This is a genomic window from Azospirillum sp. Marseille-Q6669, assembly GCF_965111635.1.
The window spans coordinates 127,166-142,710 of sequence record NZ_CBCOOP010000007.1 but is presented as its reverse complement, the minus strand read 5'-3'; the positions used below and the strand labels follow the sequence as shown (position 1 = coordinate 142,710).

General features: G+C 70.6%; 6 protein-coding genes. 5 read left to right on the top strand and 1 reads right to left on the bottom strand.

Annotation, left to right across the window (positions count from 1 at the left end; translation table 11 throughout):
• Positions 1 to 5 precede the first annotated feature (5 nt).
• Positions 6 to 1,409, bottom strand: coding sequence for an ABC transporter ATP-binding protein (locus tag ACWPXE_RS32055; RefSeq protein WP_454021132.1), 1,404 nt, complete (start codon positions 1,407 to 1,409; stop codon positions 6 to 8).
• A gap of 199 nt (positions 1,410 to 1,608) precedes the next feature.
• Here ACWPXE_RS32055 and ACWPXE_RS32050 point away from each other — a divergent pair, with 199 nt between their 5' ends.
• The 5 genes from ACWPXE_RS32050 to ACWPXE_RS32030 all read left to right on the top strand — a co-directional run bounded on the left by ACWPXE_RS32050 (position 1,609) and on the right by ACWPXE_RS32030 (position 15,461).
• Positions 1,609 to 5,541: a glycosyltransferase gene (locus ACWPXE_RS32050; protein ID WP_454021078.1), complete on the top strand. Its 3,933-nt coding sequence runs from the start codon at positions 1,609 to 1,611 to the stop codon at positions 5,539 to 5,541.
• Between the two features lie 149 nt (positions 5,542 to 5,690).
• Positions 5,691 to 10,379, top strand: coding sequence for a glycosyltransferase (locus tag ACWPXE_RS32045; protein ID WP_454021077.1), 4,689 nt, complete (start codon positions 5,691 to 5,693; stop codon positions 10,377 to 10,379).
• 116 nt (positions 10,380 to 10,495) lie between these two features.
• A complete protein-coding gene (gene galE, locus ACWPXE_RS32040) occupies positions 10,496 to 11,536 on the top strand; it encodes a UDP-glucose 4-epimerase GalE (protein WP_454021076.1) in 1,041 nt (346 codons plus the stop codon).
• Complete coding sequence (locus ACWPXE_RS32035) at positions 11,533 to 13,206, top strand: glycosyltransferase (protein WP_454021075.1); 1,674 nt, start codon at positions 11,533 to 11,535, stop codon at positions 13,204 to 13,206. Before galE ends, ACWPXE_RS32035 begins: the two co-directional genes overlap by 4 nt.
• 2 nt (positions 13,207 to 13,208) lie before the next feature.
• The gene (locus ACWPXE_RS32030) at positions 13,209 to 15,461 is read left to right on the top strand and encodes a glycosyltransferase (RefSeq protein ID WP_454021131.1); all 2,253 of its coding nucleotides are present in this window, start codon (positions 13,209 to 13,211) and stop codon (positions 15,459 to 15,461) included.
• The last annotated feature ends 84 nt before the right edge of the window (positions 15,462 to 15,545 follow it).

Here is a 15,545-nt window from a genome sequence, read left to right as displayed (position 1 = left end):
GCACTTCAAGCTGGAAGTAACGGGCGGATTTCAACGCGATGCATGGGAATGCCGATCAGGCCGTTGGCGACACTGCTGTAACGCACGTCAAATTCGAGCACATGGTAGAGCCAGTGGTGCTGCACATGGTTGTCCGCCGTCCCGTCGGCAACCGCGAGATTCATTGTGTAGCGCCCGCCTGCGATGTACGGGAAGGTGAAAGAAAACTCGGCTTTGAAGCGATCCCCCGGCTCGGCGGAGAAGGAATAGGCGTCACAGCTGCGGGCGGTGTCCCAGGCAAAAATGACCTGTCCAAGCCGGTCGTAGATGGCAAAGCCGACGATCGGGCTCAGCACAGGGACTGTGGTTTCCATCTCGACCACAAGGGTGACGTCCGTACCGCCGTCGATCAGGCTCGTGTCCTTGCCCGCAGTGTCCCGGAATGCCGCATGGACGATGTTGATGCCACGCTCACCGGTCCAGTCGGCGTCTTTGCGGAAGTCGAAAACATCGACACGGCTGACCGGAGCGGGCAAGGGAGCGGAGTTTTCCGGAACAGCCCGGCTCGGTTCGGCAGTGTCCGTCGCCGCAGGCTCACATTGCGCCAGCGTTTCCTGCGAAGCAGCCGGCAAGGGCTCCTCCACGTCCTTCTCCTGTCTTTTGCCAAGTTCCTGGGCGAGGTAGGCGGCAGGGTCGGTCCGGCCCTGGGGATTGGCCATCCACGCCTGATAATGATGAACCACTTCCTTGGGCACGCCGTCTTCGATCAGCCGCCCGCCGTTCAGCCAGACCGCCCGGTCGCACAGGGCGGCGACCGCCGCCATGTCGTGCGACACGAACAGCAGGGTGCCGCGCTCGCGGAACTCGCGGATGAAGCGGGTGCATTTCTGGGTGAAGGAGATGTCGCCGACCGACAGGATCTCATCCACGATCAGCACTTCGGCGTCCACATGGGCGGCCACGGCGAAGGCCAAGCGGGCCTGCATCCCGCTGGAATAGGTGCGCACCGGCTGGTGGATGAAATCGCCAATGTCGGCGAAGGCGGCGATGGTGTCGCGCCGTTCGGCGATCTGCTCCTCCGTCAGGCCAAGCACCGAGGCCGACAGGGCGATGTTCTCCATACCCGTGAATTCGGGGTTGAAGCTGGTTCCCAGCTCCAGAAGCGGGGCGATCCGCCCGGTGATCGACGCGGTTCCGGCGGTCGGCTGAAGCACGCCGCTGATGACCTGGAGCAGCGTGGACTTGCCCGCCCCGTTGCGCCCGACCAGCGCCACCGATTCCCCGCGCCGGACCGTCAGGTTCACGTCCTTGAGCGCCCAGAACTCCTTATAGAAACGGCGCTTGCGGCCAAGGAGGAGCTGAAGCAGCCGATCCTGCGGCCGTGAATAGATATGGTAGCACTTGCTGACGTTCCGGACATCGATGGACACGTCGGCGAGGGTGGGTGACTGATCGAGCACGGCCGCTTCCCTGGTGAAGGCCGGAAACCAGACCGGTATTCCGCCGGAAAGTCAAGAATCCGAAGCGGGTCAACGCTGCGGTTGCGTCCCGAGGCTCCTTGCCGGTGTGTGGCGGGATGTTTAAGGTGCGCGCGCGAAACGGTGTGGCGTGCTCTGCTCAGGAACTCCAATGATCTTCGAAACCCTTGACCGGATCGGGCGCGCGGGCGTCCGGGTGCAGCGCCTTGCGGCCGTTGGGCCGTTGGGTGCGATTGCGGAGGGAGCGGAGACGCTGGCGCTGGATGGGCCGCCGGCCTCCTGGGTCGAGCGGCTGGCGGCCGGAGCCGCGGAGGGCACGCCCATCGACGGGCTGCTGGCCGGGGACGACGAGGCGGTGCGCGCCCTGCTCGCCGCCGACACCGACGGGCGGGCGCTCGATGCCCTGGCCGTCGTCCTGGTCGCCGGCGAGGCCGCCCGGCCGCCGCTCAGCGCGCCGCTGTTCGACCGCGGCTTCGTTCCCCTTCGGGGTGACGGGGAGCTGCGCGCCTATGTCCGCTCCAGCCGGCTGGCCGATCCCGCGCTCGCCGGGGGGAACGGCCCGGGCTCGGTCAGCATGACCACGCTGGGCGGCAACGGCCGGTTCGCCAACCAGCTCTTCCAGTACGCCTTCCTGCGCCTGTACGGGCTGCGCGCCGGGGCGGGGATCGCGGTGCCGGCCTGGGAGGGCGAGGGGCTGTTCGGCCTGTCCGACCCGCGCCCCGGCGCCGAGCCGCATCCGGAGCTGCGCTTCTACGGCTTCGACGACGACGACCTCGCGCTGTGGGCGATGGACGCCCCGCCGGTCGGCGTCGATTTCTGGGGTTACTTCCAGGAGGTGCCGGAAAGCTGGACGCGCCACCGGGACTTCCTGCGCCGCCTGTTCCGCCTGCGCGCCGACTGGAGCGAGCCCGTCGACGCGGCGGTGGCGGGGCTGCGGGCGCAGGGGCGGACGCTGGTCGTCCTGCATGTGCGGCGCGGCGACTACGCCGGCTTCGACAAGCGCGAGCTGCCCTGGTACCGCATCGTGCCGACGCTCTGGCACCGCGCCTGGCTTGAGGCGGTGTGGCCGACGCTGGCGGACCCCATCCTGCACATCGCGACCGACGATCCGGGGGCGGTGCTGCCGGAGTTCGAGGACTATGCCCAGCTCGACGCGGCGGCGCTGCGGGCGGCGACGGGGATGCCGGCGCACGTGCTGGACTTCGCGCTGCTCGCCCGCGCCGACCGTCTGGTGCTGGCCAACAGCAGCTTCTCGCGCTTCGCCGCCCTGCTGGCCGGGCCGGAGCAGCAGGCCGTCCTGCCCGACTTCCAGGCGAAGGGCTTCGTGCCCTACGAGCCGTGGGCGGACCGGGCCTTCTGGCAGCGCTTCGCGACGCCGGAGGCGTGCCGGGACACCTACGGCTCGACGCCGGAGGCCCGGCTGCGGCGCTCGCTGATGGTGCGCGGCATGCTCGGCCAGACCCAGGCGGCGCTGCGCTGGAACGAGGGGCAGGTCGCCGCCCTGACACGCGAGGCCGAACGCCTCGCACGGCTGAACGGAAATCTCGAAAACCTGCTGACGCTGCGCGACATCGCGATTGCCCGGCTGACCGCCGAACAGGCCACGATCACCGCCCGGCTGACCGCCGAACACGCCACGGCCACCGCCCGGCTCACCGCGCGGTATGAGGACGCCATTGACGATCTGGCCATGGAACACGAAGCGGCCATGGAGCGTCTGTCCGCCGAACGTGACGCCGCGCGGAACGAGCGGGAGGCCCTGAAGGCGGCGCACCGGGCGGAACTGAACGCGGTCGCCGCCAGCACCTCCTGGCGGGTGACTGCACCGCTGCGCCTGTCGAGCCGACTCCTGCGCGGCGCGGCGCGCAAAACCCGCGGGGGGGTCGGATTCGCCCTGCGCCGGGATTGGCCGGGGCTTCAGGCCGCCGTGCTGGCCAACCTGAACCGCAGCGGGCAATCCCTTCCGATGGATGCCGCGCCGGCGGGGTCCGAGGCCGCTCGGGAAATCGCCGCTCGGGAAATCATGGCCGTGGGGATGGTGAAGGCGCCCCCCCTTCTGGAGCCGCCAGTTCCGGCACCTCCCGCCGTCGCCGCGGCGCTTCCCTTCACCTTCTCCGGCAACGTGTGGATCGGCCGCGGCGAGGTCCCCGCCCGCCGCACACTGGTGGCCGGCATTTTGCGCACGCCCCAGCCCCACCGCTCGCCGCTCGTGACGGTGGTCGTGCCCTGCTACAATTACGGGCGCTTCGTCGAGGAGGCCGTGGACAGCGTCCTGGCCCAGACCTTGACCGATCTGGAGGTGATCGTCGTCGACGACGGCTCGACCGATCCCTTCACGAAGGATGTCCTGGACCGGCTCGACCGGCCCCGCGTCACGGTGTTGCGTCAGGCGAACGCCGGATTGCCGATGGCTCGGAACAACGGAATCGCCCTGGCGCGGGGAACCTACATCTGCTGCCTGGACGCCGACGACACCCTCGAACTCTCCTACCTGGAAAAGGCAGTCGCCGTCATGGAGGCGCGCGCCGATGTCGGCTTCGTCTATTCATGGCTGCGCCTGTTCGGGGACGAGGAGGGGATCTGGCGGACGGCGCCCTTCGACCTGGAACGCATCACCATCGAGAACCACGTCAGCGTGTCGGCGGTTTTCCGCCGTTCGCTGTGGGCGGCCGCCGGCGGCTATTCCCCAGTCATGCGTGGCGGCTACGAGGATTGGGAGTTCTGGCTTCGCCTGGGAAGCCTGGGCGTGGAGGGCTGGTGCATCGCCGAGCCGCTGATGAACCATCGCCGCCATGGCCGGACGATGACCGCGGAAGCGCAGGACATGCACCAGGAGCTGATCGGACGCATCCGTATGCTCAACCCGGAAGTCTTCGAGCCGGCCTTCCGCGCCGACGTCCGCGCATCCATGGCTCCGTTGCCATCGGCGACCCCTTTCGACTGGCTCGACCGGACGGCGGCGGGCAAGGGAGCGAAACCGGGATTCCTGCTGATCGTTCCGTGGCTGGAGGTCGGCGGATCGGAGACGGTTCTGCTGACCATCCTGGAGGCGGTGCGCGACGATTTCGACATCGTCATCGTCACCACCTTGCCGGCTGACAACGCCTGGGCGGACCGCTTCCGCGCCTTCACGCGGCGCCTCTACCATCTGCCCCAGCTCTTCGATGCGGAGTTCCATATCGCGTTCCTTCAGGCCGCCGTCCGCGCCTGGAACATCGAGCAGGCGATGATTTCCGGCTCCGCCCTCGGCTATCTGGCGGCGCGCGCCCTGAAGAAGGCCAATCCCCGGCTGCGGATGTTCAACCTGCTCCACAACGCCTGGGGCGACGGCTACATCCGGTTCAGCGTCGAGAACGACGACGCCATCGACACCCATGTGGCCATCGCCGAGCGCGTGCGGTCGGGCCTTCTGGAACGGAAGGTCGATCCGGCGAAGATCGTCTGCATCCGCAACGGCATCGACACCGAAGAACGCTTCAACCCGTCCCGCCACGACCGGGCCGCCGCCCGCGCCCGGCTTGGCTGCCCGGACGACGGCATCCTGATCGGCTTCGTCGGCCGGCTGAGCGCGGAGAAGCGGCCCGTCGATTTCGTGACCATGGCGTCGCTCCTCGGCGACGACCCGCGCCTGCGCTTCGTGATGGTGGGCGACGGCCCCCTCGCGCCGGAGGTGCGGGCGGCCGCGAGGGTGTCCGGACTGGAGGAGCGCCTGACGATGCGGCCGCACGGGGACGCCGGCGAGATGCCCGGCCTTTACGCCGCTCTCGATCTCCTCGCCCTGACCTCCGACATCGAAGGTCTGCCGATGGTCCTCGTGGAGGCGATGGCCATGGAGGTGGCCGCCGCGGCGACCGATGTGGGCGATGTCGCGACGTTGGTTCGGGCGGGCGAAACCGGCACCATTCTGCCGATCGGCGACCCGGCCAAGGCGGCGTCCCTGGTCCGCTCCCTGGTCGCCGACCCCCAGGCCCTCACCGCGATGCGGCGGCGGGCGCGCGCCACCGTCCTCGAGGAGAAACTGACCACACGAAGCATGGCGGCCAGCTATCGCCGGCTGTTTCTGTCCGAAACCATTCCGGCGTAGGCCCGAGGGCTCCGGAACGGCGTGTCCATGGCCTTCCCGCGAGCCCCCTCGGGAGCCTCGGCTGGGTCCCGAGGCTCCTTGCCGGTGTGTGGCGGGATGTTTAAGGTGCGCGCGCGAAACGGTGTGGCGTGCTCTGCTCAGGAACTCCAATGATCTTCGAAACCCTTGACCGGATCGGGCGCGCGGGCGTCCGGGTGCAGCGCCTTGCGGCCGTTGGGCCGTTGGGTGCGATTGCGGAGGGAGCGGAGACGCTGGCGCTGGATGGGCCGCCGGCCTCCTGGGTCGAGCGGCTGGCGGCCGAAGCCGCGGAGGGCACGCCCATCGACGGGCTGCTGGCCGGGGACGACGAGGCGGTGCGCGCCCTGCTCGCCGCCGACACCGACGGGCGGGCGCTCGATGCCCTGGCCGTCGTCCTGGTCGCCGGCGAGGCCGCCCGGCCGCCGCTCAGCGCGCCGCTGTTCGACCGCGGCTTCGTTCCCCTTCGGGGTGACGGGGAGCTGCGCGCCTATGTCCGCTCCAGCCGGCTGGCCGATCCCGCGCTCGCCGGGGGGAACGGCCCGGGCTCGGTCAGCATGACCACGCTGGGCGGCAACGGCCGGTTCGCCAACCAGCTCTTCCAGTACGCCTTCCTGCGCCTGTACGGGCTGCGCGCCGGGGCGGGGATCGCGGTGCCCGCCTGGGAGGGCGAGGGGCTGTTCGGCCTGTCCGACCCGCGCCCCGGCGCCGAGCCGCATCCGGAGCTGCGCTTCTACGGCTTCGACGACGACGACCTCGCGCTGTGGGCGATGGACGCCCCGCCGGTCGGCGTCGATTTCTGGGGTTACTTCCAGGAGGTGCCGGAAAGCTGGACGCGCCACCGGGACTTCCTGCGCCGCCTGTTCCGCCTGCGCGCCGACTGGAGCGAGCCCGTCGACGCGGCGGTGGCGGGGCTGCGGGCGCAGGGGCGGACGCTGGTCGTCCTGCATGTGCGGCGCGGCGACTACGCCGGCTTCGACAAGCGCGAGCTGCCCTGGTACCGCATCGTGCCGACGCTCTGGCACCGCGCCTGGCTTGAGGCGGTGTGGCCGACGCTGGCGGACCCCATCCTGCACATCGCGACCGACGATCCGGGGGCGGTGCTGCCGGAGTTCGAGGACTATGCCCAGCTCGACGCGGCGGCGCTGCGGGCGGCGACGAGGATGCCGGCGCACGTGCTGGACTTCGCGCTGCTCGCCCGCGCCGACCGTCTGGTGCTGGCCAACAGCAGCTTCTCGCGCTTCGCCGCCCTGCTGGCCGGGCCGGAGCAGCAGGCCGTCCTGCCCGACTTCCAGGCGAAGGGCTTCGTGCCCTACGAGCCGTGGGCGGACCGGGCCTTCTGGCAGCGCTTCGCGACGCCGGAGGCGTGCCGGGACACCTACGGCTCGACGCCGGAGGCCCGGCTGCGGCGCTCGCTGATGGTGCGCGGCATGCTCGGCCAGACCCAGGCGGCGCTGCGCTGGAACGAGGGGCAGGTCGCCGCCCTGACACGCGAGGCCGAACGCCTCGCACGGCTGAACGGAAATCTCGAAAACCTGCTGACGGAGCGGGACATCGCGGCGAACGCACAGGTGGAAAACCTGCTGGCGGAACGGGACGCCGCCATCGCCGACCGCCAGACCGCCGTCGCCATCGTGGCCGGCGAGTATGAGGAAACCCTCGCCCGCCTGTCCGTGGAGCACACGGCGGCGGTGGGGCGTCTGTCCGCCGAACGTGACGCCGCGCGGAACGAGCGGGAGGCCCTGAAGGCGGCGCACCGGGCGGAGCTGGACGCGGTCGCCGCCAGCACCTCCTGGCGGGTGACCGCACCGCTGCGCCTGTCGAGCCGACTCCTGCGCGGCGCGGTGCGCAAGGCGCGCCGGGCGGTTGGACTGACCCTGCGCCGGGATTGGCCGGGTTTGCGGGCTGCCCTTCTGACCAACCTGACGCGGGGAGCTCCGCCCGCGCGCCCGGCGGATCAGCCGTCGGAAACGCGGTCGCCGGCGGAGCGGGGCAACGAGAACCGCGCTCTGTCCCACGCTCTGAGGAAGCCGGCCCGTGCGATCGATGCCCTGGTCGCAGGGTCGAGCGCACGGGTGACGGTGGTCATCCCCTGCTACAACTACGGCGCCTACGTCGCGGACGCGGTCCGGTCCGTCCTCGACCAGACCTACCCGCGGGTCGACGTCGTCGTGGTCGACGACGGCTCCACGGACCCGGATACGCGGGCCGCGGTGGACGCCCTGGCCGGGCAGCGCGTGCGCGTTCACCGGCAGGTCAATCAGGGCCTGTCGGCGGCGCGCAACAACGGCGCCGCGCTCAGCGACGCCGACTATCTGATGTTCCTCGACGCCGACGACCGTCTGGCGCCGGTGGCGGTGGCCGCCCTGCTGGCCGAACTGGAGGCCAACCCCGACCGGGCTTTTGCCTACTGCCACCAGCGCTTCTTCGGCGACACGGAGCTTGTCTGGGCGCCGCAGCCCTACAACGCCTACGACCTGCTGTGGGCGAACCATCCTTCGGTCTGCGCGCTGGTGCGGGGCGACTGGTTCCGGCGTTCGCCCGGATACCGTCCACAGATGCTGTTCGGCTACGAGGACTGGGAGTTCTGGCTGGCCCTGTCGGCGATGGAAGGGTACGGCCTGTGCGTTCCCGTGCCGGCCTTCGAACACCGCCGCCACGGCGTGACGATGACGCACGAGGCGCATCGCCGGCAGCGCTTCCTGGCCGGCCGCATCCGGCATCTAAACGCCCCGCTCTACCGGCTGGACGCCGTGGCGGAACGCAAGGCGGAATGGCGCCCGCTGGTGTCCGTCATCATCCCCTTCTACAACGGCCATCTGTTCCTGGACGAAACGGTGGCCTCGCTCGGCGCGCAGACCATGCGCGACTTCGAGGTCATCCTGGCCAACGACGGGTCGGAGCATCCGGACTCGCTCGCCATGCTCGAACGCCTTCGGGAGCGGACGGACCTTCGGGTGCTCGACTGTCCGCACCGCGGCCTGCCGGCCACCCGCAACGCGGGGGCGCTCGCGGCTCGCGGCGAGTACATCTTCTATCTCGACAGCGACGACCTGCTGGACCCGACCGCCCTTGAGAAGCTGGCCCTGGCCGCCGCGACCCGGCCCGGCACTGCCTTCATCTATTCCGGTGTGGTGCATTTCGGGGCGATCGAAGGGGTCTGCCTCGACCCGTTCGACCGCGAACGGCTGACCCGCGAGAACTATCTGGCCTTCTCCTGCCTGATCCGCCGCGACGTCTACATCGCGGTCGGCGGCATGGACGAGGGCCTGACCGACTGCTACGAGGATTACGATTTCTGGCTGCGGCTGATCGATGCGGGCCATGAGGGCTACCTGGTTCCGGAACCGCTGTTCCGCTACCGGCGCCACAACCTCGGCAACCGCACCAAGCTGGCCCGCGAGACCAGCCACGAGGACATGCTGGAGCGGCTGCGGCAGCGCAATCCCGGCCTCTACGGCCGCCCACCGGTCGACCGCTCCGGCTGGAAACTGATCGCGCCCGAATCGCCGTTCGACGGTCTGCGGCCCGAAATCCGCGCCTTGGCCGAGGTCTGGCAAACGCATGTCGGGGTGCCCACCGACCGCTACCGCCGGCCCAACACGCCCCTGCCGTTCCCGCCCACGCAATGGCGGGACCCGCGCACCGGCGTTCTGTTCTTCATTCCCCACTGCGCCATCGGCGGAGCCGAGCGGGTGGATCTGGAAATCCTGGCCGGCCTGCCACGCGACCGTTTCCACGTCACCTTGCTGGTCGAGCAGGCCGGGGAGCATCCCTGGCTCGACCGCTACCGAACGCTCGTCGACGAGGTCGTCCTGCTGCCGTCGCTCACCCCGGATGCCGAGGAGCAGCAGGCCGTCTGCCTGCATTACGCCATGGCGCGGGCCGCCGACCTCGTCTTCGTGCGGAACAGCGGTCTCGGCTATCGTTTCGTCGAGCGGCTCAAGGCCATCACCGACACGGTCCGCGCGGTCGATCTTCTGCACCTCCATTGCAAGGATGGGGATTGGGTTCGCGCGTCGGTGCTGCACCACGACCAACTCGACCGCCGTTTCGTCATCACGCGGGAGCTGCGCGACCACGCCACCCGGACTTATGCCCTGGACGAGGACCGCTTCGAGGTGATCCATTGCGGGGTGGACCCGGCCCGCGCGCTCGCCCCGGAGGACCGGGCGGCGCACCGCTGCCGCATCCGGGAAACCTTCTCCATCCCCCTGGAGGCCCGGACCATCGGATTTGTGGGGCGCGTGGCCGCCCAGAAGGACCCGCTGCGCTGGATCGAAACCGCCGCCGTGCTCGCCCAGGCGGAGCCGGACCTGCATTTCCTGGTGGTCGGGGACGGCGAACTGATGGAGGAGATGAAGGCCGCCGCCGACCGGCTGGGCGTGGCCGGGTGCATCCGTTTCGCCGGCTATCACGCCGATGCCGATCCCTTCATCGCAGCCATGGATCTGCTTCTGGTCAGTTCGGCCTACGAAGGGCTGCCGCTCGTCATCATGGAGGCGATGCTGCAAGGGGTGCCGGTGGTGTCCACCGACACGGGAGGTACCGCGGAGTGCCTGGACGACCGCCTCGGAGCCCTGGTTCCGGCGGACGCGCATCCGGACGTCCTGGCGCGGGCGGTGCTGGATGTCCTGGCCCGCGCCGCCACCGATCCAGAGCTGCCCGTCCTGACCCGGGCGCGGATCCTCGACGGCTTTTCCACCCCGCGCATGCAGGAGCGCTACCGCGAGACGCTGGCCACGCTGGGGGCCGGTCTCGATCGGGACAAGAGGCTGTCCGACTACCAGCTCCGCCTGATGGAGGCACCACTCTTCCGTTGAGAATCCAATGAGCTTCGCGGACGGACCAATCATTCGGGCCATGTTGACAGCGCCGGTGCGATCTTTTAGCCCCGGGTGGCGCGGACATCGGGCGAAACAGAAGGAAAGATGCTGACATGTCTTACGAAGCGGTGACGCAGGGCGAAGCGGTGGCGCAAAGCCGTGTTCTCGTGACCGGTGGGGCGGGCTACATCGGCAGCCATGTCCTTCACGCCCTGACCGATGCCGGTATCCCCGCCGTGACGGTCGACAATCTGTCGACGGGCCGCCGCGCGGCCGTGCCGGAGGCCGTGCCGCTGGTGGAAGGCGACATCGGTTCCGTCGACCTGCTGGAACGGGTGATCCGCGAGCACGCCGTCGATGCGGTGATGCATTTCGCCGGCTCCATCGTCGTCCCGGAATCGGTGACGAATCCGATCGCCTATTACCGGAACAACACCCTCAACAGCCTGACCCTGCTCGACACCTGCGTTCGGCTGGGCGTCGACAAGTTCGTCTTCTCCTCCACCGCAGCCGTCTACGGCGCGCCGGAAACGGTCCCGGTCGGCGAGGACACCCCGACCCTTCCGATCAACCCCTACGGCGCCTCCAAGCTGATGACCGAGCAGATGCTGCGCGACGTCGGGGCCGCCCACGGCCTGCGCAGCGTCATCCTGCGCTATTTCAACGTGGCCGGAGCCGATCCGGCGGGCCGCACCGGGCAGGCGACGCCGGCCGCGACGCATCTCATCAAGGTCGCCTGCCAAGCGCTGCTCGGCCAGCGGCCGGCGCTGTCGATCTTCGGCACCGACTACCCGACGCCCGACGGGACCTGCATCCGCGACTACATCCATGTCAGCGACCTTGCCGATGCGCATGTGCTGGCGCTCCTCCACCTGCGGCGCGGCGGGGAGAGCCTGCTGCTGAACTGCGGCTATGGCCGCGGCGCCTCGGTGCAGGAGGTCGTCCGCACCCTGGAGACGGTGAGCGGCGAGACGGTGCCCGCCTCGTTCGCGCCGCGCCGCGCCGGCGATCCGCCGCAGCTCGTCGCCGGCGCCACCCGCATCCGGGAAAGCCTCGGCTGGGTGCCGAAGCACGACGATCTGGAGGTGATCGTCCGCAACGCCCTCGACTGGGAGCGCTCGCTTCAACGCCAGGGAGCCGCCCCGCCGCGATGAGGATCGCCGTCCTCAGCAAGGACCCCGCCCGAGGCGGAGCGCCGCGCGCCATGCGACGCCTGATCCGGGGGCTGCGGGAACGCGGCCACCGGGTGGACCTGTTCTGCCTCGACCATGACGCCGACCCGGCGGGCAGCATCGGCGTGCGCCCCGTGGCCGAATCGGGCGCCGGAGACGCCGCCTGGTTCTTCGGGTCCTACATCGCTGGGCGCCGGACGGACCTGTCCAACACCGTCTTCACGGCCCAGACGGTGGGTTGCGCCCTTGCCGAAATGCCGGTTCTGAGGCGTTACGACGTCATCAACATCCACTGGGTCGCGGAATTCCTGTCCGCCGGCGGGCTGGCGGCGCTCGCCCGCCTGGGCCCTCCGGTGGTCTTCACGCTGCACGACATGGCTCCCTTCACCGGCGGCTGCCATTATTCGGCGGGCTGCGAGGGCTACGCCGCGGGCTGCGCGCCCTGTCCGCAACTGTCCGGCGATCCACTGCGCGTGACGGGGCGGGTGCTGGAGGGCAAGCGCGCGGGTCTGGCCCGCCCGAACGTCGCCGCCGCCTCGCCCTCCGTCTGGCTGGCGGAGGCGGCGCGGCGCAGCGGAGTCTTCGCCGAGGGCAGGGTGCATGTCCTTCCCAACGCCCTGGAAACCGATCTGTTCGTCCCCGCCGCCAAGGCGGATGCCAAACGGGCCTTCGGCCTCGACCCGGAAGACCGTGTGCTGCTGTTCGGGGCCTATCACGCGGGCGAACGCCGCAAGGGCTTCGAGCATCTGACGGCGATGCTCCGCCACATGCGGGAGGAGGGGCGGGGGCGTGGGCTGCTCGACGCCGGGCGCCTCACCGTCGCGACCTTCGGCCTTGCCGCGCCGGAGCTGTCGGAGCAGGGGGTGCGGCTGCACGATCTCGGCTACATCGGCGACGACCGGCGGCTCGCCGCGGCCTACGCCGCCGCCGACGCGGTCGTCCTGCCCTCGCTGGAGGACAACCAGCCCAACATCATGCTGGAGGCCATGGCCTGCGGCACCCCGGTCGCCGGCTTCGCCGTCGGCGGCCTTCCAGATGTGGTGGAGGACGGGGTGAACGGCCGGCTGGCGGCGCCCTTCGACCCGGCGGCCCTGGCACGGGCCGTCCTGGATCTGGTGACGGACCCGGCGGTGGCCGCCGCCTGCGGCCAAGCCGCGCGCCGGACCATCGAGGCGGGGTTCGCCCTCGGCCATCAGGCGGAACGCTACGAGGGGTTGTTCTCCGTGATGCTGGAGGAGAGTGGCTGGCGGGCCGAAGCGGGGGAGGCGGCCCCGGCTGGCGGCACCGTCGCGGCGCCGCTCCGCGCGGATGCGGGCTTCGCCGACGGCCTGTACACGCTCTGCCGGGATTTGCACGACGAGAAGGCCGCCTTGCAAGCCGAACTCGACCGCAGCCGCGCCGATCTGGCGGCCATCGACCGTCGCATCGAGGGCACGCTCGAGCGGGTGCGCGGCTCGACCGCGCGGCGGGTCCTGGGCCGCCCCCTGAGCGGGGCGCTGCCCCCGCCCGGGGCTCCGGCGCCGGAGAAGCTCGACCGGCTGGCCGCAGCGTTGCTGTCGGGCTGGTGGGATGCCGGGGCGCCGCTGCGCCTGCTGGTCCGCGCCGCTTACCGGCTGGGATTCGGACGGAAATCGGAAGGCCTGCTGCCGTGACCATGACATCCGAGGCACCGCCGGTGACCGCACCGGTCCGGGTTGCGGCTTCCTTCCTGACGGGCCTCGAAGCGCTGAGCGAATCGCAGGACAGCGGGAGAACCGTTCCGCAACGGCCCCGGACGGTCTGCATCGTGACGCCGGACATCGCCGGACCGATCCGCAACGGCGGCATCGGCACCGCCTACCGCGAGATGGCTCTGGCGCTCGCCGGCCATGGGCACAGCGTCACCATCCTCTACACCCATGGCCGCCACAGCGAGACCGACGGCGTCGAGGCGTGGATCGACCGCTACGCCGCGCAAGGGGTCACGCTGGTTCCCCTGCCCGAGGAGCCGGCGGCCATCGAAGCCATGCACACGCCCAAGGTCGCCTACCGCGTCCACCGCTGGCTGAGCGAACGCCGCTTCGACATCGTTCATTTCCCGGAGTGGGGCGGCACCGGATTTTACGCGCTCGCCGCCAGACGCCAGGGCGTCGCGCATCGGGACACGGTCATGGTGGTGACCGCCCATTCGCCCACCCTGTGGCACCGGATCAGCAACGGCGAGATGGTCTCGTCCCTCGACCATGTCGTGACGGACTTCTGCGAGCAGCGCTCGGTCGAGTGGGCCGACGTGCTGGTCAGCCCGAGCGCCTTCATGCTGCGCTGGATGGCCGAGGCGGGCTGGACCCTGCCGCCCCGCTCCGTCGTGCAACAGAACATCCTCAGCCTGCCGGACGGGCCCGACGCCACGCAAGCGCCCCGGCGCCCCGTGGAGGAGCTGGTTTTCTTCGGGCGACTGGAGCCACGCAAAGGCCTGTTCGACTTCTGCGACGCGCTCGACCGGCTGGTCGCGTCGGGAGGGCCGCTGCCCGCCCGCGTCACCTTCCTCGGCAAGCTGGCGCCGCGCGCCGACATCGACGTCGCCGCGGTCTTGGCCGTGCGCGCCGGACGCTGGCCTTTCCCCCATGCCATCGTCGGCGACAGGGACACCGCAGCGGCGCTTGCCCTGCTGGCCGAGCCGGGGCGGCTGGCGGTCATGCCGTCGCGGCTGGAGAATTCCCCCTACACAGTGCTGGAGGCCCTGGCCCACGGCGTGCCGTTCATTGCCCGCGCGACCGGCGGAATCGCCGAGTTGATCCATCCCGACGACCGGGCGGACACCGTCTATGACGGGCCGGGAGCGACGCTCGCCCGGCGTCTGGCCGCCGTGCTGACGGACGGCGCGCGCGTCGCCCGCCCCAGCGTCCCCTTCGCCGAGACGCGCGCCGGCTGGTGCAAGGCGCACGACGCGGGTTTCTGGATCGCCGCCAGCGAAACGGCAACGGAGGACGCGCCCGGCGAGCCGCCGCTGGTTTCGATCTGCATCGCCCATCACAACCGGCCGCGCGACCTCGTGCAGGCGGTGGGTTCGGCCCTCGCGCAGAGCCATCCCCGCTGCGAAGTGCTGGTGGTTGACGACGGCTCCACCGACCCGGCGGTGCCGGCGCTTCTGGACGGTCTGGAACGGGACCATGCCGGGCGGCTGCGCGTGATCCGTCAGGACAACCGTTACCTGGGCGCCGCGCGCAACCGGGCCGCGGCGGAGGCGCAGGGCGAGTATCTGCTGTTCCTGGACGATGACAATCTGGCCCGCCCGGAGGAGGTGGCGACCTTCGTCGCGGCGGCCCGGCGGACCGGGGCCGACGTGCTGACCTGCGTGACCGAGGTGTTCGAGGGCGACGATCCGCCCGTGCCGGGCACCACGCCCGCGGCGGTCTGGCTGCCGCTGGGCGGGGCGGTGGCCGCGGGCTTCTACAACAACGTGTTCGGCGACGCCAACGCGCTGGTCCGGCGCGACACCTTCCTGGCGCTCGGCGGCTTCACCGAGGAGCATGGGCTGGGACACGAGGATTGGGAGTTCTTCGCCAAGGCCGCCCTGGCCGGCCACCGCGTGGAGTGCGTCCCGGAGCCGCTCTACTGGTACCGCCGCCGGTCGAGCGGAATGCTGCTGTCCCAGCGCGCCCGCGCCGACAATTTCCTGCGCAGCGTCCGCCCCTATCTGGCGGTGGCCCCGACGGACTGGCGCCCCCTGCTGCTCCATGCTCTCGGCCTCAAGCAGGCCGCCGACACGGCACCCGCCCAGCCGCCCGGTTCTGTTTCCAGCGATCCGGCCCTGGCCGACCGGGCGGCATGGCTGGAGGCCGAACTGGCCGCCGTCCACCGCTCGACCTCCTGGCGGCTCACCGCCCCGGTGCGCTGGATCGGACGGTGGCTGGCCGGACGGCGCTGACCGCGCAATAACAGAAGCGGTCCGAAGACAGGAAACAGGCATCCCTGCCCATAAGGGTACCGGCCAAAAGTCCCGGTTGCCCCC

Bases quoted from the DNA above. Each gene is read 5' to 3' on its own strand.
- ACWPXE_RS32050 (WP_454021078.1), top strand. From the start codon at position 1,609: ATGATCTTCGAAACCCTTGACCGGATCGGGCGCGCGGGCGTCCGGGTG.
- ACWPXE_RS32045 (WP_454021077.1), top strand. From the start codon at position 5,691: ATGATCTTCGAAACCCTTGACCGGATCGGGCGCGCGGGCGTCCGGGTG.
- galE (WP_454021076.1), top strand. From the start codon at position 10,496: ATGTCTTACGAAGCGGTGACGCAGGGCGAAGCGGTGGCGCAAAGCCGT.
- ACWPXE_RS32035 (WP_454021075.1), top strand. From the start codon at position 11,533: ATGAGGATCGCCGTCCTCAGCAAGGACCCCGCCCGAGGCGGAGCGCCG.
- ACWPXE_RS32030 (WP_454021131.1), top strand. From the start codon at position 13,209: ATGACATCCGAGGCACCGCCGGTGACCGCACCGGTCCGGGTTGCGGCT.